21 protein-coding genes are annotated in these 20,065 nt (G+C 57.4%); 7 read left to right on the top strand and 14 right to left on the bottom strand.

Features of this window, described 5'->3' with window-relative positions:
• Window position 1 precedes the first annotated feature (1 nt).
• Together IBT46_RS17210 and IBT46_RS17205 are read right to left on the bottom strand one after the other, a co-directional pair.
• Complete coding sequence (locus tag IBT46_RS17210) at window positions 2-751, bottom strand: hypothetical protein (RefSeq protein ID WP_200546667.1); 750 nt, start codon at window positions 749-751, stop codon at window positions 2-4.
• Entirely contained in the window at window positions 744-1,472 is a 729-nt protein-coding gene (locus tag IBT46_RS17205) for a hypothetical protein (RefSeq protein ID WP_200546666.1), read from the bottom strand. The genes IBT46_RS17210 and IBT46_RS17205 overlap by 8 nt, the downstream gene beginning before the upstream one ends.
• Window positions 1,473-1,616: 144 nt before the next feature.
• Between IBT46_RS17205 and IBT46_RS17200 the strand changes: the two genes are divergently transcribed.
• Window positions 1,617-2,327, top strand: a complete 711-nt coding sequence (locus tag IBT46_RS17200; protein ID WP_200546665.1) for a thymidylate kinase — start codon at window positions 1,617-1,619, stop codon at window positions 2,325-2,327.
• Between the two features lie 2 nt (window positions 2,328-2,329).
• Here the strand turns inward: IBT46_RS17200 and lptG are convergent, their stop codons facing one another.
• Together lptG and lptF are read right to left on the bottom strand one after the other, a co-directional pair.
• Window positions 2,330-3,409 carry an LPS export ABC transporter permease LptG gene (gene lptG / locus IBT46_RS17195; RefSeq protein ID WP_200546664.1) on the bottom strand — a complete coding sequence of 360 codons (1,080 nt, stop codon included), beginning with the start codon at window positions 3,407-3,409 and terminating at the stop codon, window positions 2,330-2,332.
• Complete coding sequence (lptF, locus tag IBT46_RS17190) at window positions 3,406-4,476, bottom strand: LPS export ABC transporter permease LptF (protein WP_200546663.1); 1,071 nt, start codon at window positions 4,474-4,476, stop codon at window positions 3,406-3,408. The genes lptG and lptF overlap by 4 nt, the downstream gene beginning before the upstream one ends.
• A 92-nt stretch (window positions 4,477-4,568) precedes the next feature.
• Between lptF and IBT46_RS17185 the strand changes: the two genes are divergently transcribed.
• Complete coding sequence (locus tag IBT46_RS17185; protein WP_200546662.1) at window positions 4,569-4,802, top strand: hypothetical protein; 234 nt, start codon at window positions 4,569-4,571, stop codon at window positions 4,800-4,802.
• Here the strand turns inward: IBT46_RS17185 and IBT46_RS17180 are convergent.
• From IBT46_RS17180 to IBT46_RS17160, 5 genes are read right to left on the bottom strand one after another with little or no spacing between them, the layout of a single operon-like run.
• Window positions 4,797-5,474: a GntR family transcriptional regulator gene (locus tag IBT46_RS17180; protein WP_200546661.1), complete on the bottom strand. Its 678-nt coding sequence runs from the start codon at window positions 5,472-5,474 to the stop codon at window positions 4,797-4,799. The genes IBT46_RS17185 and IBT46_RS17180 overlap by 6 nt on opposite strands.
• Before the next feature lie 45 nt (window positions 5,475-5,519).
• A complete protein-coding gene (gene hydA / locus IBT46_RS17175) occupies window positions 5,520-6,932 on the bottom strand; it encodes a dihydropyrimidinase (RefSeq protein WP_200546660.1) in 1,413 nt (470 codons plus the stop codon).
• The gene (locus IBT46_RS17170; RefSeq protein ID WP_234480177.1) at window positions 6,929-7,678 is read right to left on the bottom strand and encodes an amino acid ABC transporter permease; all 750 of its coding nucleotides are present in this window, start codon (window positions 7,676-7,678) and stop codon (window positions 6,929-6,931) included. Before IBT46_RS17170 ends, hydA begins: the two co-directional genes overlap by 4 nt.
• A gap of 18 nt (window positions 7,679-7,696) precedes the next feature.
• A complete protein-coding gene (locus tag IBT46_RS17165; RefSeq protein WP_200546659.1) occupies window positions 7,697-8,512 on the bottom strand; it encodes an ABC transporter substrate-binding protein in 816 nt (271 codons plus the stop codon).
• Between the two features lie 33 nt (window positions 8,513-8,545).
• Window positions 8,546-9,442, bottom strand: a complete 897-nt coding sequence (locus IBT46_RS17160; RefSeq protein WP_105592721.1) for a dihydrodipicolinate synthase family protein — start codon at window positions 9,440-9,442, stop codon at window positions 8,546-8,548.
• An 88-nt stretch (window positions 9,443-9,530) separates the two neighbouring features.
• Here IBT46_RS17160 and IBT46_RS17155 point away from each other — a divergent pair, with 88 nt between their 5' ends.
• The 3 genes from IBT46_RS17155 to IBT46_RS17145 are packed head-to-tail and all read left to right on the top strand — an operon-like array spanning window position 9,531 to window position 14,446.
• Complete coding sequence (locus tag IBT46_RS17155) at window positions 9,531-12,464, top strand: FAD-dependent oxidoreductase (protein ID WP_200546658.1); 2,934 nt, start codon at window positions 9,531-9,533, stop codon at window positions 12,462-12,464.
• 18 nt (window positions 12,465-12,482) lie between these two features.
• Window positions 12,483-13,721 carry a M20/M25/M40 family metallo-hydrolase gene (locus IBT46_RS17150; protein WP_200546657.1) on the top strand — a complete coding sequence of 413 codons (1,239 nt, stop codon included), beginning with the start codon at window positions 12,483-12,485 and terminating at the stop codon, window positions 13,719-13,721.
• On the top strand, window positions 13,718-14,446 hold the full coding sequence (locus tag IBT46_RS17145; protein ID WP_200546656.1) for an amino acid ABC transporter ATP-binding protein: 729 nt from the start codon (window positions 13,718-13,720) through the stop codon (window positions 14,444-14,446). Before IBT46_RS17150 ends, IBT46_RS17145 begins: the two co-directional genes overlap by 4 nt.
• 70 nt (window positions 14,447-14,516) lie before the next feature.
• Here the strand turns inward: IBT46_RS17145 and IBT46_RS17140 are convergent, their stop codons facing one another.
• Genes IBT46_RS17140 through IBT46_RS17130 form a run of 3 tightly spaced genes read right to left on the bottom strand, consistent with a single transcriptional unit; the run spans window position 14,517 to window position 17,380 of the window.
• Window positions 14,517-15,452, bottom strand: a complete 936-nt coding sequence (locus IBT46_RS17140; RefSeq protein WP_200546655.1) for an alpha/beta hydrolase — start codon at window positions 15,450-15,452, stop codon at window positions 14,517-14,519.
• Entirely contained in the window at window positions 15,439-16,308 is an 870-nt protein-coding gene (locus IBT46_RS17135; RefSeq protein WP_200546654.1) for an alpha/beta fold hydrolase, read from the bottom strand. The genes IBT46_RS17140 and IBT46_RS17135 overlap by 14 nt, the downstream gene beginning before the upstream one ends.
• Window positions 16,301-17,380, bottom strand: coding sequence for a sugar phosphate isomerase/epimerase (locus IBT46_RS17130; RefSeq protein WP_200546653.1), 1,080 nt, complete (start codon window positions 17,378-17,380; stop codon window positions 16,301-16,303). Before IBT46_RS17130 ends, IBT46_RS17135 begins: the two co-directional genes overlap by 8 nt.
• A gap of 174 nt (window positions 17,381-17,554) precedes the next feature.
• Here IBT46_RS17130 and IBT46_RS17125 point away from each other — a divergent pair, with 174 nt between their 5' ends.
• A complete protein-coding gene (locus IBT46_RS17125) occupies window positions 17,555-18,133 on the top strand; it encodes a TetR/AcrR family transcriptional regulator (protein WP_200546652.1) in 579 nt (192 codons plus the stop codon).
• A gap of 19 nt (window positions 18,134-18,152) precedes the next feature.
• Here IBT46_RS17125 and IBT46_RS17120 read toward each other — a convergent pair whose 3' ends face one another.
• On the bottom strand, window positions 18,153-18,713 hold the full coding sequence (locus tag IBT46_RS17120) for a TetR/AcrR family transcriptional regulator (protein WP_200546651.1): 561 nt from the start codon (window positions 18,711-18,713) through the stop codon (window positions 18,153-18,155).
• Window positions 18,714-18,927: 214 nt separating this feature from the next.
• Here IBT46_RS17120 and IBT46_RS17115 point away from each other — a divergent pair, with 214 nt between their 5' ends.
• Window positions 18,928-19,710, top strand: coding sequence for an SDR family oxidoreductase (locus tag IBT46_RS17115; protein ID WP_200546650.1), 783 nt, complete (start codon window positions 18,928-18,930; stop codon window positions 19,708-19,710).
• A gap of 13 nt (window positions 19,711-19,723) precedes the next feature.
• On the opposite strand, the gene IBT46_RS17110 is transcribed toward IBT46_RS17115, so the two are convergent.
• Complete coding sequence (locus tag IBT46_RS17110) at window positions 19,724-20,059, bottom strand: gamma-glutamylcyclotransferase family protein (protein WP_200546649.1); 336 nt, start codon at window positions 20,057-20,059, stop codon at window positions 19,724-19,726.
• Between the last annotated feature and the right edge of the window lie 6 nt (window positions 20,060-20,065).

Raw genomic sequence — 20,065 nt, 5'->3', positions numbered from 1 at the left:
ATTAAACCTCGGCAAGTTTCTCCGTCCGTTCGGCAGAAATAACCGGATAAATTGCCGCCAGCGCGGTTTGCAGAACCTCTTCATAGGGAGCCCGGGCATCAATGTTTAACACTCTGGAACCATTGTAATTAAGCTGGCTCATCACAAGGGCCTTGTCGCGCAGTTCGTCATAGTTATGATCGGGTTTGCGTGAAAAGGCGGTATCGGCATCAATTTCCAGACGAATAATCAGCTCAGGCTGGTACAAAGCCATCTGCTGGTATAAATGTTTTTCACGTTCCGCCAGATACGTCATCAATTTCCCGCTTGTGCGTTCAACTCCAATGCCGGGGCCATCATAATAAAAGCCGGAAATTTCAGCCTGCGGATAGCGATCGCTGATTACCAGTACGCCGCTTTGAGCTAAGCGTTTCGCTTTAGCCAGATTCGCTTTTCGCCAGACGGAAAGCCCGTACATAATCAGCGCGGCCCAGAGAGCAGGCGCTTTACTGCTCATGCGCTGGGTTTTCTCCGATTTTGCCGCCAGCCTGCGCTCAAGCCATACCCCGATCACCGGTAAACGTTTAATTTTATCGCCATCCTCACCGGATATTAACCCAAGATAGCGGCGTTCCACTGTGCAGGAGGAACTGAGTGTTTTCACTAAATCTGCGGTCAGCGTCGATTTTCCGGTGCCGTCGCAGCCCACCACGGCAATCAGTCCGGGAATGCGGGTGGCATAGTGTTGGGCGTTTAATTTATCGCTATGCATTTTTCTGTAGGCCTGAAAGGGCGAGATGAACCGCCCGCAGTGATGTATCGATTATTTTGCTTTCCGGTTCACGGGCATCTAAATCAAGAATGTGCGCGCCGTTAAAGGTCAGCTGTGGTATCGCGGCAATTTTCTCGCGTAGTGCAGACAGGGCGTGATCGGGTTTGCGTAAGTGCGCCGTTTGCTCATCAATATTCAAACGGATCAGCAACGCCGGCGGGTATGAAGCCATCCAGCGGTAAAGCCGCAGTTCGCTTTTTCTCAGCATGCGCACCCAGTAATTACCGCCTTCCGCCTTTGCAAGCTGAGGACCATCAACGCGGAACCCCGGAATTTCTGCCTGCGGATAGCGGTCGGTAATCAACAGACAGCCCTGTTGGCATCTCGCCAACATGCGGCGGAACTTATAGACCCGCCAGCAGGAGAGCAGATAAATGACCAGCGCAGCGATATTTCCCGGTGGTGAAGAAGGGCGATTGTGCACGCGTTCAGAACGGTTAATTAAATATTTCCCAATATATGAACCGATAACCGGAATTTCGGCGATCCGTTTGCCAATAAATCCTGAAGACTGCCCCAGATAAATCAGTTCTGTTTCACCCTGAGATGAAAGATGATTTGCAAGATGAGCGGCCAGCGTTGATTTTCCGGCACCGTCGCATCCCGTAATCGCGATCGCCCGAACCGGGGAGTGATTGATAATCGTTTTTAAATTCTTCACGTTAACAACCCTGTTTTAACATTGCATTCCATAATGCACGATGTTCTCGGTGCGTTTAAGCTCTGTAGAATAACAAGCATGATTAGCGACAATCTTCTTTTAAAATGCTATATCCTGAGGAGTTTATTTCACAGGGATGGCTGTATGAATTCGAAAAACAACCCACCAATCATCGCTATTATTGGCTGCGACGGTTCCGGAAAGTCGACTATTTCTGAACACCTTATTGGATTTATTAATCAATATGTCCCTGCTGTTAAAGTACATTTAGGAAAGCAGGCAGGTAATGTAGAACGTCAGTTAGTGAAATTGCCGCTGCTGGGTAAAAAATTGGGTAAAACTATCGATCGTAAAAAAGTGAAAGTAGCAAAATCGAAAATCGGTGTGGTACCAGCACTGGTCATGATGATTTTTGTTTTACGGCGTCTTTTTCGTTTTCGCCGTATGCTACGCCTTCGCAAGCAGGGGCTGATTATCCTGGCCGATCGCTATCCTCAGATGCAAATTCCCGGTGCCTATGATGGTGTTCTTTTGCCTGAGCATGTTCCCGGCAGGCCTTTCATTAACTGGCTGGCTGGCCGTGAACATCAGGCATTTCGCTGGATGACCAGTTACAAGCCCGACCTGGTGTTAAAACTTGACGTTGACATTGATGTTGCCTGTGCACGAAAACCCGATCACCGCCGGGAATCGCTGGAAAAAAAAGTAGCCGTCACTTCAAAGCTGAATTTCCCCGGTTCTGAAACTGTCGATATCGACGTTAATCAACCTCTCGACCATGTTCTTCTTTTGACAGAACGTGTCGTTGCTGATTTTTTGCAGTCGAGAGGATACAAAATGGGGGCTAGTCATTAGGGCTAATGCTTCTTGTCAAATCGGTTAACCAGTATTAATGCCGATGCCAGCAGGAGTATGGGGGGAAGAAGTGCCGTCAACGGTGCACTGAAAGAGAACAACAGGCCAAGGTTGACGATGATCTGGTAGCTGACATAGGTGAGTAACCCAATAACAGCACCCGTCGCCAGGCGGCTTCCCATACCTGGCGCCCGAGGATTGCTAAATGTGAAGGGAACGGAAAGTAATATCATCGCAAGTATCAAAACAGGCTGCCCGAGCTTTTGCCAAAGTGCAATTCGGAACTCTAGATCGGGTTGGTTTGTTGTTTGCAAATAATTGATGTAGTTATTCAGCTGTCGGATTGAAAAGCTATCACTGGGCATCATTAATTCTTTCAGGCTGGTATGATTGAATATCGATTGCCACGACATGCTGTCATGCAATATTGATGTTTCTTTACCATCTATCCATGTTTTTTGATTAACATCGTATAAAGTCCATATGCCGTTGCCAACGATGGTCGCGGTTTTCGCATAAATATAATAATCGAGGGTTTGATCCTTGTGATACTTAAATATTTCAATGTCAACAGGTCGGTTGTATTCATCCAGCGTTTTAATCGTCACAAACTCATTATTTTTACGCGCCCACAGCGTGTTAGCTGAGCCGGACGCATTATCATCTCTGGCCTCGGCAATATCTTTTAACTGAAGTGCCCGCTGCTGAAGCGGTGAAGCCACCCATTCGTCCAGCGCACACAGCGCCACGGTGAAAATAATACCGGCACATAGCGCATTCATTCCTATCCTGAAAACTGACATGCCGGAGACGCGCATCGCAGTCAGCTCCAGGCTTTTCGACAGCTGGCCCAGCCCGACAATACCGCCAAGCAAAGCGATAAAAGGCCCCAGATCGATCAGGCAGCGAGGCAGTTTCATCAATACCACCATTAATGCCTGAGTCCAGTGGTATCCGCCTGAACTGACATCATCCAGCTCATTAATAAAATCAAAAGTAGAAAAGAGCGGGATCAGCAAAGCCGCTGCGGCAGCGAAACCGAGAAAGACATTTTTAATCAGATAACGGCTAAAAATATTCACCGGAAAAACTTCTGTAAAAGTGAGGCCTGATGGGCCAAAAGGCCCAGGAAGCCCAACAGCATCATCAATGGCACCGTCCACACGCCGGGGAATGAGAGGATAATATCGCTGGCTACCAGTGAACGGCTGATGTTACCGGCATAAAAGATGAGAACAAACAGTACGGCCAGCGGTACCAGAGTGGCAAATCGCCCCTGGCGGGGACGCGTGCGGCTTAATGGTATCGCCAGCAGTGCCATTAAAATAGCGCTAATTCCTCGGCTTTCCCGCCACTGACGTTCGGCAATATCGGCGGGATCGTGTGAACGTGACAGCTCTGCCATTGAGGCAGATTTACTTCTGAGTTCGATGCTTTGCTTCATTGGCTTAGGATGCAGATTAAAGTTTTTATACGTTTGTACGTTGTCATCCGTGCCTTTGCGGTCAAGTTGATATGCCGTGCCGGAATGAAGCATGACTGCCGGTGAGGCGATTGCAGGATTGACCACCTTTACCGAGTGTGCCCGAAATAAAAAGGTGTTATTACCGGAGGTGCTGTAAATCAGCACATCTGACAGCAGGTTACTTTTACGATCGATCTTATCGCTCAAAATCATTCTGCCACTGTCATTCAGATTAAATTTCTTTTCCTGTAGATGGCTGACATCTAATTCAGACTGCGCCTGCTGTTTTAACTGGAATATTTGTTCATAGGCCCAGGGGCGGGCGTACATCGAGAGCAGGGTCACTAAAATCCCTAACGGGATCGCCAGGAACATGATGGCTTTATAAATCCGAAAAGGACTGATGCCTGAAGCCAGTACGGCAGTTATTTCTGAATCGTTATAAAGCTGCCCCAGCGCAACGGCAACGGAAACATAGAGCCCGACGGGAAGTAACATCTCCAGAGCAATCAGTATCTTATAGAAAACGATATACATCACTGATTGCAGCGCCAGCGTGCCGTTAGCGGCATCGGTCAGATAGCGTTGAGTGGAATAACTGGCAAAGATAAAAATCAGGAAGCCGATTATTGTTATCACCAGTCGTTGCGTGGCAACCATGATGTAGCGTTCGATTAAATACATAAAATATTGAAACTCAATATCAGCGTCATAACTAACGGATTTTTATAGCCTTTCAGAGTAATAGTTCAGTCGCGTTACCGTCTTGCAGTTACGTGCTATTGCATGTGTGGCCTGCACGCGATGAGTGTGTTGCTCAGCCGAATGCGGTTGCGTGGTGGCGGATTGCCAGCGCAGGGAGTGATGTGCTGACGATGCCGTATCAGGATTTTAAATCCCGCCAGAATAGGGTCAGCGGCGATATTGCTGAACAGCAGGCGGTTGATGAACTGTATCAGGTGATTGTGGCGATGGTGGAACGCAGCCGCCAGTGCGGCTGTCGTTTATAAAGACGCCAAGACGTCGTTGCGTAACTTACTGATGTGATTGCGGATGGAGGCCAGGCTTTTCTCTCGGTCGCCTTCGCGCATGGCGGTCAGCAGATCGAGATGCTCGGTGTGATTCTCGCTCTGGCGATGCAGCGGGCTGTGCAGGCGGAACAGGCGAACGTTAACCCGCAGCCCCTTTAACACGCCGGCCAGCACCACGTTGCCGCTGGCTTCCGCGATGGTGTTGTGCAGCTTCTCGTCATAGCGCCAGAAAAGGTGCTCCTCGTCGGCCTTCATCAGTTCGTGCAGCTCGGCGATCAGCGCATCCAGCGTTGGCGTACCGATTTTATCCAGCGCCTTGCCAACCGCTTCCACCTCCAGCAGTTCACGCAGTGCCATGGTATCTAAGTACTCTTTGATATCCACCGAGCGAACGGTATACGAACGCGCGCCGCGGCGCTCCAGCAGATTCTCACCGGCCAGCCTGACCAGCGCTTCACGCATTGGGGTGCGTGAAACCTGTAGCTCATCGGCCAGGCGCGACTCCGACATTTCACTGTTGCCCGGAATTTTACGCTCAAGAATTAACTCTTTCAGTAATACATAGACCTGCTCAGACAGGCTGGCCGATTTCATATACAACGGTTTTGACGCCATAATTGCCGCCAGCGTATGGTCCTGATAGTCAGTCATCTTCACGCAGTTTCCAGTAGTTAATTCCGCCGCTAGTTTACCGAATTATCCTTCCGATGGGAAAGGGACCGCGCAGGCGAGGAAACGCCCCTGGCCCGCCACGCCGAGGAACTGATTATCGCCCCACACCGCCACGCCGTGCGACAGCGTAACGGCAGGCCAGGCCTGAACCTCTTTCCCTTCATACGGCGTATGGTCGGCGTTGGTATGCAACATAGCGCTGCTGATAGTTTTCGGCGTTTGCGTATCCCAGATGACCAGGTCGGCATCGGAACCGGGGGCGATAGTGCCCTTTTGCGGATAAAGGCCATAAAGTTTCGCCGGGGCGGTAGCGGTCAGATCGACAAAGCGCTGGGCCGACAGGCGATTTTTCAGCACGCCCTCGCTCATTAACAGCGGCATGCGCGTTTCCAGCCCGGCAATGCCGTTCGGCACCAGATCGAACGACGCGTTTTCACCGTGCAGCTTTTTGCCGGTGGCATCATTATTAAACGGGCAGTGATCTGAGGAGAAAATGGTGAAGGTGCCGTTGGCCAGCGCCGTCCACACCGCGTTCTGGCTGTCCGTATCGCGCGGCGGCGGGCTGCAAATGCATTTCGCCCCGTGGAAGCTGTCATCAATCCCGAGATCTTCCGCCGTCAGAAACAGATACTGCGGACAGGTTTCCGAAAAAATGTGCATGCCCTGGCCGCGCGCCCAGTAAATTTGTTCAATCGCCGCCCGGCTGGAAACGTGCACCAGCAGAATCGGCACATCGATCAGTTCGGCCAGCGAAATCGCGCGGTGGGTCGCCTCGCGTTCGCCGATCGGCGAGTGGGCGAGGGCGTGATAGCGCGGGGCGATTTTTCCCTGCTTCTTTAGCCGCTCGGTCAGCCAGTTGATGCAGTCATCGTTCTCCGCGTGGATCATCGAAATCGCCCCCAGCTGGCGGGCGGCATCCAGCACATCCAGAATATGGTGATCCGACAGCTTCAGCGCCTCATAGGTCATATAAATCTTAAATGAGGTGTAGCCCTGCTCGATCATCGCCGGCAGCTCAGCAATCACCGCCGGGTTGGCATCGGTAATAATCAGATGGAATGCGTAATCAATGCAGGCTTTGCCCTCGGCGCGCTGATGGTAGTCGGCAACGGCATCCTGCAGGCTCTGGCCCTTAAACTGCATGGCAAAGGGGATCACCGTGGTGGTGCCCCCGCACGCAGCCGACCGCGTGCCGCTGATAAAATCGTCAGCACCGATTGAGCCATCGGTCGAGGGCTGATCGAGATGGCAGTGGGCATCAACGCCACCCGGCGTAACCATTCTGCCCGCGGCATCAATCACCTGGCGAGCGTCTTCGGCATTCAGCCCGGCGGCAATCATGCTGATTTTGCCGTCGCGGATGCCGATATCGCCGTGATAACGGTCGGAAGCGGTAATGATATCGGCATTTTTCACAATCAGATCGAACGTGCTCATCGCTGTGTCTCCTTGGCCAGCGCGGTGCTGGTGTCGGTTAACGGGGCTTTTTTCACCGGGCGGCTATGCTGGGTACTCTGATACGCTTTCGCGTAGTGCAGCTCGATGCGCCGCTGAATGAAGTCCCACAGCGTGGTGAGGATCAGGTAGTAGGTTGCCGCCACCATAAACAGCTCCAGCACCATAAACTGCTCCTGCATCAGGATCTGCGTGCGGCGCAGCAGCTCTTCCATCGAAATTACCGAGGCGATCGAGGTGGTTTTCAGCAGGCCGTTAAAACTGTTGCCCAGCGACGGCAGGATCAGGCGCATGGTCTGCGGGAAAATCACATAGCGCGCCACGCCGGTATGGTTAAAGCCCAGCGCCCTGGCCGCGTTGATTTGCCCCTTTGGCAGTGCCTGCACGCCGCCGCGAATAATCTCCGCCAGATAGGCCGCCTCATTCAGCACCAGCCCGGTGATCACCGCTTCAAGTACCGAGAAGCGAATGCCGATCTGCGGCAGGCCGGTATAAATGATAATCAGCTGCACCAGCAGCGGCGTACCGCGGAAAATCCAGATATAGGTACGCGCTAACTGATTAACCCAGGACCAGGGCGACAGCCTGGCGAAGGCCAGCACCACACCCAGTACCAGCCCACCCGCCATTCCAGCCAGGGTTAACAGGACGGTATTCACCGCCCCAAGGAAAATGAAATAGTTGGTGAGATAATGGAAGTAGCCTTCCCAGCTCCAGCCCTGAATCATAGTGAGAGTTCCTGTGGTTTAAGAGGAGGGGCCCTGAACGCTAAAGGTTCCTGGGATCATTTCCGCGCCGTATTTCTTAAACAGCGCAGGCAGGCTGCCGTCGGCATTCATCTTGTTCAGCGCATCGGCGGCGGCGGCGGCCAGCTTCGGATCTTTAAAGGCGATGGCTACCGGGGTAGGTTCCAGCCCCGAGATCACCTGCTTAAACATCCCTTTGTGCTGATAGTCGGCGGCCACGGCGTCAATACTGATCACCGCATTCACCTGGCCTGCGCGCAGCGCCTGGAAAGCGACGGTGAAGTTGTCGAAGGTGTGGATATCAACGGGCTTAAGGTTTTTGGCAACCAGCTGCTGGCTGATTTTGCGGATGGTGGTTTCTTCAAATCCGCCCAGCTCAACGCCCACGCTCTTACCGGCCAGATCCTCAACCTTGGTGATTTTTCCTGCATCGGCAGGTGGGGTCGAAATACTCACCGCCTGGCTTTCATACGGGATCATGTACATCATTTTCGCGCGGGCCGGGGTGAAGAAAATGCCGGTATTGATCATATCCCAGCGGCCACCCTGCAGGCCGGGCACCATCGCGGAGAACTCAATGCGGGTGTAATCGGCTTTCAGGCACAGGCGTTTGGCAATCTCCTCGCCCATCTCAATGCGCATGCCCTTTAACTTTCCTTCACCGTCGACATATTGCAGCGGCGGCAGCGTCGGGTTGGTTGACATTTTCAGCTCGCCTGAGGTAACCAGGCTGGCGCCCTGCGGTGCCGTACAGTCGGCGAAGCCGCTGCCGGACAGCAGCGTTAGCGCGGCTAATAAGGTTAATTTGGCTTTCATGTTGATTCTCCGGGTGTCAATTCAGGCCAGTGATTAATGCTGGAAGCTGTTCAGCACGTTAAGTTTTTCTAATTCATGACGTAAAACATGATGTAAATCGTCGGCCAGCGGCAGGCGCGGCGCACGCGGGATACCGACATCCAGCCCCATCATTGACAGACCGGCTTTGCTGGCGGCGACGTAGTGCGGTCCGCCCACCGCTCGCACCACCGGCAGGATCTGGCGATACAGGGCGAGGGCCGCGTCGCGATCCAGACGATCCGCTGCGGCTTCAAACATCTGCGCACACTGCGACGGCAGCAGGTTAGAGGCCACGGCCACCCAGCCACAGGCCCCCAGCCAGAATGATTCGTAGCCGAGTATTCCGGCAAAGACGTTCATCCGATCGCCGCACAGTTCGATAATGTCGCGAACGCGGGTGACTTCCAGCGTGGATTCCTTGATGTAGCTGACCGTATCGATCTGCGACAGTCGGGCGACGGTTTTCGGCAGCAGGTCAACGTTGGCGGTGGCCGGGTTGTTGTAGATCATGATCGGGATGGAGATCGCTTCCCCGACCGCGCGATAGTGGGCAAACAGTTCGTCTTCATTCGGGCAGCTGTAAAACGGCGGGATGATCATCACCCCGTCTGCACCCATGCTTTCCGCTTCTTTGCTCAGCTCAACGCATTCCGGGGTCCACTCTGCACCCGTGCCCATCAGCACCGGCACGCGCCCGTTTGCGGTGCAAACCACCGTTTCAGTGACCAGCTGGCGCTCCTCGCGGCTCATCGATAAAAACTCACCGGTGCTGCCGAGCGGAATAAGTCCATGAATTCCCTGTTCAATTTGCCAGTTAACCAGTTTTTTCAAAGCTGGCACATCTATTGCTGAACCATCAGGGGTAAAGGGGGTAATCAATACCGTGTAAGTGCCGCGAAACGTAGACATGCTGAGTTCCTTGAGAAAGTTCTTGATGAACACCGTTTGTATACCGTATACGTACTGTATACGTATACGATGTCGGAGCACAAGATCTGTGGAACTAAAATCTCAAGATATCAGCCAGAGTGCCGAAACCCGGACCATCTGGTTTGATGGCCAGGCCATACAGGCTCTGGCTTCAGAGACGATCGCGGCCGCCCTGGCCCGCAGTAATATCGTGGCGCTGCGCGAAAATACGCAGGGCGAAAAGCGCGGATTGTGGTGCGGGATGGGCTCCTGCTATGAATGCGTGGTGGAGGTCGACGGCAAAGGTTCGCAGCGCAGCTGTATGACGCTGGTTGAGCAGGGGATGCAAATTCACAGCCGTCGTTCAGACGATCGCACGCCTCAGCCGCTGGCGTCGGCACCTGCGACGGTTGAACCCGCTGAAACCGTCTGCGATCTGCTGGTGCTGGGAGCCGGCCCTGCCGGGCTTTCCGCCGCGCTGGTGGCGGCGCAGGCTGGGGCAGCGGTTATTGTCATTGATGAACGACCGCAGAGCGGCGGGCAGTTTTTCAAGCCGCTGGCACCGTCCCATATTCTGCACGGCAACATGCCGCCGCAGTGGCGGGATGGAGAAAAGCTGCTGAACGACGCCGTCGCAGCGGGCATTACCGTTATTCAGCAGGCCACCGTCTGGGCGGCCTTCTCCGTGAATGAAATCGCCGTGATGGTTAACGGTCAGACGCGGCTGTTTCGCCCCGCGCAGCTGATTATTGCCACCGGTGCCTACGAACGCCCCGTGCCGTTTCCCGGTTGGACGCTGCCGGGCGTGATGACCACCGGAGCCGGGCAGACGCTGGCTAAAGCCTATCGCGTGATCCCGGGCAGCCGGGTGGTAGTGAGCGGCAACGGCCCGCTGAATCTGCAGTTTGCCGCCGACCTGCTGGAGAGTCAGGGTTCCGTTGTCGAAGTGCTGGAGCGCGCGCCGAAACCCGGGCTGAAGCATTTCCGCCAGATCTTCACCATGCTGCAGGCGGCCCCCGAACTGCTGTGGAAAGGGCGGCACTACCTTGGCGTATTAAAAAAACATCGCGTGTCGCTCAGCTGGGGCTATGAGGTGGTGGCCGCGCACGGGCAACAGCGCCTGGAGCGGATCACCGTGATGCGCGTCGACGCGAACGGGCAGCGTATTGCCGGTTCCCGCCGGGAAATCGGCTGCGATGTGCTCTGCCTGGGCCACGGTTTTATCCCTTCCACCGATCTTGCCCGTATGCTCGGCTGCGAACAGCAGCTTTCCGCCACGCCGTTCAGCACGCCGACGATTAAAACCGATTCAAACGGCGCAACCAGCGTCAGCGGGGTTTACGTCGTGGGTGACGGCGCGAAACTGGGCGGCGCACAGGTGGCGCAGGCGCGTGGCAGGCTGGCGGGTCTCGCCGCCGCTGCCGCGCTGGGCAAAACGGTCAGCCCTCAGGAGATTCCTACCCTCACATCCCGCCTGACCCGGGCCGAGGATTTCCAGCGCGCGCTGTGGCAGGTCTATCAGGCACCGGCCGTCAGCCTGGCCTCGCTGGAAGACGAAACGGTGATCTGCCGCTGCGAAAATATCACTCTGGGCCGCCTGCGCCAGGCCATCAGCCAGGGAATCGACACCCCCGCCGCGCTGAAGCGCAATCTGCGCAGCGGTATGGGGCTGTGCCAGGGGCGCACCTGTTCCGGGATGGTGGCGCAGCTGGTGGAGGAGATGACCGGCCGCCGGAACACCGTCAGCGGATTTTACGCGCCGCGTTTCCCCGTGCGCCCCGTGCCGATTGCCGCGCTGGCCTTTGAAAAACCGGAATGGGGCGGGCATAAACCCGCCATCACTCCCAATCTTGCCCGACCGGTGGAGCAGACCGCGCTGCCGTTGCAAAAAACCGACATTCTGGTGATTGGCGGCGGGGTGATGGGTAACTGCCTCGGTTATTACCTCGCGGCGGGCGGTGCCGGTGTGCTGGTGGTGGAGCGTGACGAGATCAACCTGCAGGCCTCCGGTGCCAATGCGGGCAGCCTGCACGTACAGCTGCTGTCCTTTGATTTTGGTAGCAAGGCGCAGGAGGGCGGCGGCCCGGCGGCGCAGACGCTACCGCTGGGTCCGACGTCGGTCAGGCTGTGGCAGGCGCTGGAACAGGCCAGCGGCGAATCGCTGGAAATTAAAATTACCGGTGGGCTGATGGTGGCCGAAACGGAACAGGACATGCGCTTTCTGGAGCAGAAAATCGCCCTGGAGCGCCGCTACGGCATTGAAACCGAACTGCTGGATGCCGCCCAGCTCAACCGGCTTTCTCCTCATCTGTCACCGGACCTGCTCGGCGCAGAGTTTTGCCCGATGGAAGGAAAAATTAACCCGCTGCGCGCCACCTACGTGGTCAACAGACTGGCGACGGAGGCCGGTGCACGCTTCCAGCGCGGGACCGATGTGCAAGCCATCGAACCACTGCCGCACGGCGGTTACCGGGTGCAGACCAGCCGTGGGGTGATTGAAGCCGGGCGGGTGATCAACGCCGCCGGAGCCTGGGCGGCCAAAGTGGCGGAAATGGTCGATGTTCCGCTGCCGGTCAAAGGCGCGCCGCTGCAAATGATCGTCACCGAACAGTCCGCGCCGCGTATTGACCACCTGATCGCCCACGCGGGCCGCCACCTGAGCCTCAAGCAAACCGCACACGGCAGCATCCTGATCGGCGGCGGCTGGAGCGCCGGATTTAACCCCGAAATGCGGATGAACCAGTCACTGCGCGCCAGCATCGAAGGCAACCTGTGGGTGGCCGGGAAAGTGCTGCCCGCCCTCAACAGCCTGCATATGGTGCGCAGCTGGGCGGGGATGAACATCAATATCGACGGTGCGCCGATCGTCGGTGAAGTCCCCGGCAAAGCGGGCTTTTATCACGCGGTCACCTCTAACGGCTACACGCTGGCACCGGTTGTCGCCTGGAGCCTGTCACAACAGATTTTGCAGGGCCGCAGCGAGATCGATCTTGCGCCCTATGCGATTTCCCGATTCCACTGATAATAAGGATTTCTTTTCGTGAGCAATACACAACACACTCTCGCCGACTGGATTGATAACCATTTTGAACAGCAGGTTGAGATGCTGAAAAAGCTGGTGCAGATGCCGTCGGACAATCCGCCAGGCGACTGTACTCCCCACGCGCTGATGACCGCCCGCTGCCTGCACGACCTCGGGCTGGAGGTGGAAATTCTCACCGTGCCCGATGACGTCGTCGCCGCAGGCGGCATGCGCAGCGCCACCAACCTGATTGTCCGCCACCGCTTTGGCCCCGGCCCGACCGTGGCGCTGAACGCCCACGGTGACGTGGTGCCGCCGGGCGGCGGCTGGAGCAAAGATCCCTACGGCGCGGAAATTGAGGACGGCTGGCTGTACGGGCGCGGCGCGGCGGTATCGAAATCCGATATCACCACCTACACTTCCGCGCTGCTGGCGCTGATTCACAGCGGTGCAGATTTGCAAGGCACCGTTGAACTGCATATCACATACGACGAAGAGACGGGCGGATCGACCGGCCCCGGCTGGCTGCTGGCCAACGGCCACAGCAAACCGGACTACGTGGTTTGTGCCGCGCTGAGCTACTTTGTGGTCACCGCGCACAACGGCTGCCTGCATCTGGAAATTGATTTAAAAGGCCAGTCGGCCCACGCCGCATTTCCCACCACCGGCTGCGATGCCATTGAAGCCGGAAATCGCCTGATGACTGCTCTCTACCGCTATCGCGATGCGCTGGGCGAAACCCATTCGGCAATTGACGGCATCGACTCACCGACGCTGGTGATAGGCCTGGTCAACGGCGGCATTAACACCAACGTCGTGTCGGACAATTTCGTGCTGCGCCTGGATCGCCGCATCATCCCGGAAGAAAACCCGGAGGCCGTCGAGCAGGAACTGCTGGCGCTGGTCGCCGACGTACAGCGCCAGGTTCCCGGCGTGGCCTTCAACGCGCGTCGCATCCTGCTCGCCCGCCCGTTTACCCCTTCGCCGCAGAGCCTGGCGCTGGCAGAGATTTTCAGCCAGCAGGCCGAAGCCGTGTTCAATGAGCCCATTCCGCTGGTCGGCCTGCCGCTGTACACCGACTCGCGGCTGTACAGCGGTGCCGGTATCCCGACCATCATGTACGGTGCCGGACCGCGCAGTTTCCTGGAAGCGAACGGCCATCGCGCCGACGAACGCATTCACCTTGATGACTTACGCCGCGCCACCCTGGTGGTTGCCAACAGCCTGGTCACCCTTTTGCAGGAGAAAACAGCATGATCGCGATTAAAAATCTGACTAAATACTACGGCGAGCTGCCGGTACTCAAAAACTGCACCCTTGATATTCAGAAGGGGGAAGTGGTGGTGATCTGCGGTCCTTCCGGCTCCGGTAAATCTACCCTGATCAAGTGTATGAATGCGCTGGAGCCGTTCCAGAAAGGGGAGATTAATATTGACGGTATGGTGCTGAGCGATAAAAAAACCAGCCTGCCCGCGCTGCGCCAGCAGGTAGGCATGGTATTCCAGTCGTTCGAACTGTTCCCGCATATGACGGTGATGGACAATTTAATCGTGCCGCAGATGCGCATCCTTAAACACAGTCGCGAGCAGGCGCAGAAAAAAGCCCACGAGCTGCTGGAGCGCGTCGGCATGAAATCCCATGGTCATAAATACCCGGCACAGCTTTCCGGCGGCCAGCAGCAGCGCGTGGCGATAGCCCGCGCGCTGGCGATGGAGCCAAAGGTGATGCTGTTTGATGAACCGACCTCGGCGCTGGACCCGGAAATGGTCGCCGAAGTGCTGGCGGTGATGGCGGAACTGGCGGAGCAGGGCATGACCATGTGCTGCGTGACCCATGAGCTGGGCTTCGCGCGGAAAATCGCCGACCGGATGATCTTTATGGACGCCGGAGAAATCATCGAAGACTCGCCGACCGATGCCTTCTTTACCGCTCCGGCTTCCGGGCGGGCAAGAGATTTCCTGGAGCAGATTATCCACCATTAACCGTGGTTAAAACCGCGCCTGACCATTGCGGCAGGCGCGGGAACGCGCTCAACGGGAAGATCCGGCGGCGTTAAGTTGCAGGCCTATCCCACAGCGCTGCGCATTGTTCAAATACCCCCCACGCGGCGGGCGTGACGGCGGTCATATGCATCGCGCCATGGACCGTCCCCGCCAGCCGTTCGAGCCGCACATTGTTGCCATCCCGCGCCAGTCTGCGGGCGTACGCTTCCGCCTCATCCCGCAGCGGATCGCATTCACAGCTCAGCAGCAGCGTGTCCGGCAGGCCGTGCAGCGATGCGGCCGCTGACGGGCTGGCCAGCGGATTCGGCTGCTCGCGAGCGTCGGGCAAATAGCGCTCCCAGCAGTATTCCATCACTGACCGCGTCAGGCCAAAGCCCTCGCCGAACTGCTGCCAGGAAGCCGACTGCATCGCCGTATCCAGTGCCGGGTACAGCAGCAGCTGGCGGGCAATCAACGGCCCCTGGCGATCTCGCGCCAGCAGGCAGGCCGCTGCGGCCAGGTTGCCGCCCGCGCTGTCGCCGCCAACCGCGATGCGCTGCGGGTCGATGCCCAGCGAATCCGCGCGGTCGGAGATGGCACAAAGCGCGGCATAAAAATCGCTTAACGGCACCGGGAACGGGTGCTCCGGAGCCAGGCGATAGCCAACGGAGAACACCACGCTGCCGGTGGCGTCGGCCAGCTGCTGGCACGGAGTACTCCAGGCGTCGAGACCGCCCAGGCACCAGCCGCCGCCGTGGGCATACACCAAAGCCGGATGCGCCTCACCGTCTTTTGCCCCGGCAGGGAAATACATCCTTACCGCGACCGGCCAGCCATCCTCCGCTTCTATGCTTAACGCCTGCCAGTCGCGAATTTTCCCGGCTACGGGCTGCTGACCGGCGATCAATCCTGCGTCGGTGGCCGACCGCATTACCGCCAGCGGCACGGCGGCGTTGAAAGCGGGCGCGGCGGCCAGCCAGCGCTGCGTTGCGCTATCGAGCGGCATAGCCTTTCTCCTGTAAAAACGCGGCGATCAGCGCACAGAATTCATCCGGGCACTCCTCGGTAATAAAATGCCCGCAGTCGCTGACCATCGCGCTGCGTAAATCAGGGGCGACTTTTTTCATCGTCTCCGCCGGGGCATCCCGCGTGGCGTGCTCGGCACCGATAGCCAGCACCGGCATACTCAGCGGCGTGGCGGCCCGCTGCTGATTCTGGCGGATGGTCTCCGGGATGGCGCGATAGTAGTTAAATCCGGCCTCCAGTTTCCCCGGCACGCTGTAGGCGTCGATATAGACTTCCGCCGCCACGCGTTCCCGCCGCCATGACCATTTATCGAACATATAGCTGAGATACAGCCGCTCGCGACCCGTGATCAGCGCCTCCGGCAGGCCGCCCAGCTGGTTGAACATAAAGTGCCAGAGGAAGATAGTCTCCTGCGGGCTGACAAAAATCTCCGGTGCCGGAGCCAGTCCGGGGATCACCGCTTCGGTCAGCAGCAGCGAATGCACGCGCTGCGGGAAATCTGCGCCCATGGCGTAGCCCACCCACATGCCAATATCATGGCCGATAACCGGATAGCGTTCGTGGCCGAGCTGGGACATCACGTCAGTCAGCTGCGCGGCGATATTCCCGGTATCAAAACCGCCGGTCGGTGCGTCCGACTCGCCGGTGCCGGGCGGATCGACCGCTACGGCGGTATAGCCCGCGCGGGCCAGATGCTCCATCACGTGCCGCCACGTGTACCACGTCTGCGGCCAGCCGGGGATCAGCAGGACCGCCGGGCCGTGGCCCTGAGTGACGCAGTGCAGACGGCGTCCGTTAACGCGCAGAGAGTGATGGTGGCGGGTTGGGTTAGCCATGGTGTTCAGTCTCCGTGGTGGTGATGCCTAACAGGCGGTCTATCTGACTCTGGCTGACCGGGGCCGCCGCGAAATCATCGAAAATTTTATCGGTGACCGGAATAATATGGTCGCGGATAAACGCCGCCCCCTCGCGTGCGCCATCGTCCTTATTCTTCAGGCAGCACTCCCATTCCAGCGCCGCCCACCCGGCGTAACCGTTCTGAGTCAGGCGGGAGAATATCGCCCTGAAGTCGACCTGACCGTCTCCCGTTGAGCGAAAACGCCCGGCGCGATCCGCCCACGACTGGTAGCCGCCATACATGCCCTGACGCCCGGTGGGATTAAACTCGGCGTCTTTGACGTGGAACATGCCGATGTGGTCGCGGTAGATATCCAGAAAATCGAGGTAATTCAGCTGTTGCAGGACGAAGTGGCTGGGATCGAACAGGATTTTACAGCGCGGATGATGGCCGGTGCGCTGTAAGAACATCTCAAATGAGATGCCGTCGTGCAGATCCTCGCCCGGATGAATTTCATAACACAGGTTCACACCCTGTTCCTCGCAGGCATCAAGGATCGGCAGCCAGCGGCGGGCCAGCTCGTCAAAGGTGGTTTCCACCAGCCCGGCCGGGCGCTGGGGGAAGGGGAACACGTAGGGCCAGGCCAGCGAGCCGGAAAAGGTACCCATCTCGGTCAGCCCAAGGCGGGAAGAGGCGCTGACTGCCGCCAGCAGCTGCTGTTTTGCCCATGCGGTGCGGGCTTCCGGTTTGCCGTGCAGGTGCGGCGGCGCAAAGCTGTCGCACAGCGCATCGTAGGCCGGGTGTACCGCCATCAGTTGGCCGAAAATATGCGTGGTCAGCTCGCTGATTACCAGCCCGTGCCGCGCGAGCATGTCGGTTATCTCATCGCAGTACTGCTGGCTTTCCGCCGCCAGATTGACGTCAAACAGCCGCTTATCCCAGGCCGGGATTTGCAGAGCGCGAAAAGCGTTCTCCGCTGCCCATCCGGCAATCGCCTCAAGACTGTTAAACGGGAAAACATCATCACTGAACTGCGCCAGGTGCAGGCTGGGACCCTTGATCGTTTGCATATGAACCTCTATTGTTTGTCGATTGGCAAACAATAGAGATCTGACGAAACGGCCACAAGGCGTTTTTGTTAACGCAGCACGTAGTGCTCAGTCATCAGGGCAGAAGGTGGCTGATTTAATGTGATATTCTTACTGCCAGATCCTGAACGTATCATCCGAGAAAAGAGAACCGCTATGGCCGGAAGACCCAGAGAATTCGATCGCGAAGCCGCCCTGATTCAGGCGCGGGATTTATTCTGGCGTCATGGCTTTGAGGGCACGTCGATGTCCGATCTGGTGGCGGCGCTGGGCATTGCCTCCGCCCGCATTTATAAAGCGTTTGGCTCGAAGGAACAGCTGTTCCGCGAGGCGGTGGCGCACTATGCGGAACACGAAGGCGGTTTTGCTGCACGGGCGCTGGAAGAGGGTGAGATTGCCCTCGCGATCAAGCGAATGTTAATGGATGCCATCGCGCTCTATACCCGGCCGCTTGCGCCAGCGGGCTGTATGGTGGTTTCCGCCGCCGGTGCGCTCAGCGATGAAAATCAGCCGTTGCAGCAGTGGATGGCAGAACAGCGCCGCCTACGGACGGAATCGATTATTGACCGCTTCCGCCAGGCGGCGGAGGCCGGGCAGCTGAAGAGCGATGCCAACCCGGACCTGCTGGGCAACTATTTTGCGCTGGTGCTGCACGGCCTGTCGGTACAGGCGCGGGACGGCGTTCCGGCGGGCGTCTTGATCGAGGTGGTTAACGCCTCACTAGCGGTGCTCTGACGGTTAAGCCGCGGATGGCTTAATCCTGGTCATTGCCCTCTGCAAGAATCCGCGCCCGACAAACGGCCAGAATTTCATCGGCCAGCGCGGAATCATCCGGGCAGGCGCGGGACAGCACCATCGCACCTACCAGATGCGCGAGGGTGTCGATCAGATCGGCACGCTTTGCGCCTTTTTCCCCTTCTTCGCCCGAGAGGCTGGCCAGATTCTTTTCAATACCGGCGGCAAATATGGCCTTAACCGACTCGGGCTGGCGCGCCGTGTCGGTGCCGAGCGCCGACATCACGCAGCCTGACCCCATCGCATTGCGATGCTGGCGGGAAAGATAGCGCTCAACAAATTCTTCCCGGGTGGTGCCGCCGGACATACCTGCCGCCTGCACAAAGCCGCAGCTCACCGCTTCCGCCATCAGATCCGCCTTAGAAGCAAAGTGCTTGTAGAACCCGCCGTGGGTAAAGCCCGCCGCAGACATCAGCTCCGCCACGCCAACCCCATCGAAGCCGCGCTCACGAAACAGCGCCGAGGCCGTTTCGACAATATGCTGGCGATTTTCACGTACCTGTTCTTTCGACACTTTCATTGCTGCTGGCTCCTCTGAGCGAAATTTCTGCCGCAATTATACATTGATGATGACCGTAATCAAAAAATGTTGACTGTTTAGATTATGATCGTCATCATTAATTTCGCGTCGCATTGCTGCCGTCAGCGGGATCTTCCGTGCCAACCGGGTGCGGCAGGCAGAGAGCAATATGGGCAGCACGACTCATTCAATCATCCACAGAGGAAACACGCAGATGTCCAAACCTTCCGTTCTGATTACAGGTGCCTCAACCGGTATTGGCGCAGTTTATGCGCAGCGCTTTGCCCAACGCGGGCATGACCTGGTGCTGGTGGCGCGCGATAAAGCAAAGCTGGCCGCACTGGCTGAACGTTTGCAGCGGGAAAACGGCGTTGCCGTGGATATTCTGCCCGCCGACCTCACGCAGTCGGATGACGTCGCCACGGTAGAAGCGCGCCTGCGCGACGATGCGAAAATCGGCATTCTGATCAACAATGCCGGTATCGCCCAGTCGGGGGGATTTGCCGGGCAGACGGCCGATTCGATTGAGCGCCTAATCGCGCTGAACGTTACCGCACTGACGCGGCTGGCTAACGCGGTCACGCCACGTTTCGTGCAGGCCGGGGAGGGCGCTATCGTCAACATCAGCTCGGTCGTAGGGCTGGCACCGGAATTTGGCATGTCGGTCTATGGCGCAACGAAAGCCTTCGTGCTGTTCCTGTCCCAGGGGCTGAACGTTGAACTGGCGGATAAAGGCGTATACGTACAGGCGGTGCTGCCTGCCGGCACTTACACCGAAATCTGGGATCGCGCGGGCATTGATATCAACACCCTGCCGCAGATGATGGAAGCGGGCGATCTGGTCGACGCCGCGCTGGTGGGCTTTGACCGGCGGGAAACGGTCACCATTCCGCCGGTGCAGAGTGCATCAAGCTGGAGCAGCCTGGACGCCGCGCGGCAGGCGTTGATTGCCGATATTAATCAGGCGAAGGTGGCGGAGAGGTATCAATCCGCCTGACCCGCGCTTACTGCTACAGCCCGGACTCAGGCTGTAGCTGATAAATCCAGGCGCTCACCTGCAGGCCATCAACCGTGGTGACGTCAACCGTCACCCGGTCATAGCCATCTTCGAATTCATCCAGCATCGGCCAGTGCGCCTGCAAATTGTCGGATAAAAACAGGTAGCCGTTCACCTGCGCGCCATCGCTGTGCAGCACAATGCCGGGGAAATCCGCCGCCGCGCCCCAGCCCCGCTCGTAAAAGGTTCCGGTAACGTGGCCTGCCAGCCATTCGCCGCCGATGTTTTCCATAATATGCGCATTCGAATGGCCCGGGCGCAGCGTGCCGTAGACAAACAACGATTCCATCTTGCC

Source organism: Erwinia sp. S38 (genome assembly GCF_016624545.1).
Lineage (GTDB): Bacteria > Pseudomonadota > Gammaproteobacteria > Enterobacterales > Enterobacteriaceae > Erwinia > Erwinia coffeiphila.
The sequence above is the reverse complement of the archived record's forward strand: the minus strand, read 5'-3'. Positions and strand labels throughout refer to the sequence as shown.

What these genes read in the sequence shown, in the direction of transcription:
- hydA (WP_200546660.1), bottom strand. Translation starts at nt 6,932, where the DNA reads ATGAGCACGTTCGATCTGATTGTGAAAAATGCCGATATCATTACCGCT.
- IBT46_RS17140 (WP_200546655.1), bottom strand. Translation starts at nt 15,452, where the DNA reads ATGCCGCTCGATAGCGCAACGCAGCGCTGGCTGGCCGCCGCGCCCGCT.
- lptF (WP_200546663.1), bottom strand. Translation starts at nt 4,476, where the DNA reads ATGTATTTAATCGAACGCTACATCATGGTTGCCACGCAACGACTGGTG.
- IBT46_RS17115 (WP_200546650.1), top strand. Translation starts at nt 18,928, where the DNA reads ATGTCCAAACCTTCCGTTCTGATTACAGGTGCCTCAACCGGTATTGGC.
- IBT46_RS17130 (WP_200546653.1), bottom strand. Translation starts at nt 17,380, where the DNA reads ATGCAAACGATCAAGGGTCCCAGCCTGCACCTGGCGCAGTTCAGTGAT.
- IBT46_RS17210 (WP_200546667.1), bottom strand. Translation starts at nt 751, where the DNA reads ATGCATAGCGATAAATTAAACGCCCAACACTATGCCACCCGCATTCCC.
- IBT46_RS17110 (WP_200546649.1), bottom strand. Translation starts at nt 20,059, where the DNA reads ATGGAATCGTTGTTTGTCTACGGCACGCTGCGCCCGGGCCATTCGAAT.
- IBT46_RS17170 (WP_234480177.1), bottom strand. Translation starts at nt 7,678, where the DNA reads ATGATTCAGGGCTGGAGCTGGGAAGGCTACTTCCATTATCTCACCAAC.
- IBT46_RS17200 (WP_200546665.1), top strand. Translation starts at nt 1,617, where the DNA reads ATGAATTCGAAAAACAACCCACCAATCATCGCTATTATTGGCTGCGAC.
- IBT46_RS17180 (WP_200546661.1), bottom strand. Translation starts at nt 5,474, where the DNA reads ATGACTGACTATCAGGACCATACGCTGGCGGCAATTATGGCGTCAAAA.
- IBT46_RS17120 (WP_200546651.1), bottom strand. Translation starts at nt 18,713, where the DNA reads ATGAAAGTGTCGAAAGAACAGGTACGTGAAAATCGCCAGCATATTGTC.
- IBT46_RS17125 (WP_200546652.1), top strand. Translation starts at nt 17,555, where the DNA reads ATGGCCGGAAGACCCAGAGAATTCGATCGCGAAGCCGCCCTGATTCAG.
- IBT46_RS17160 (WP_105592721.1), bottom strand. Translation starts at nt 9,442, where the DNA reads ATGTCTACGTTTCGCGGCACTTACACGGTATTGATTACCCCCTTTACC.
- IBT46_RS17135 (WP_200546654.1), bottom strand. Translation starts at nt 16,308, where the DNA reads ATGGCTAACCCAACCCGCCACCATCACTCTCTGCGCGTTAACGGACGC.
- IBT46_RS17165 (WP_200546659.1), bottom strand. Translation starts at nt 8,512, where the DNA reads ATGAAAGCCAAATTAACCTTATTAGCCGCGCTAACGCTGCTGTCCGGC.
- IBT46_RS17145 (WP_200546656.1), top strand. Translation starts at nt 13,718, where the DNA reads ATGATCGCGATTAAAAATCTGACTAAATACTACGGCGAGCTGCCGGTA.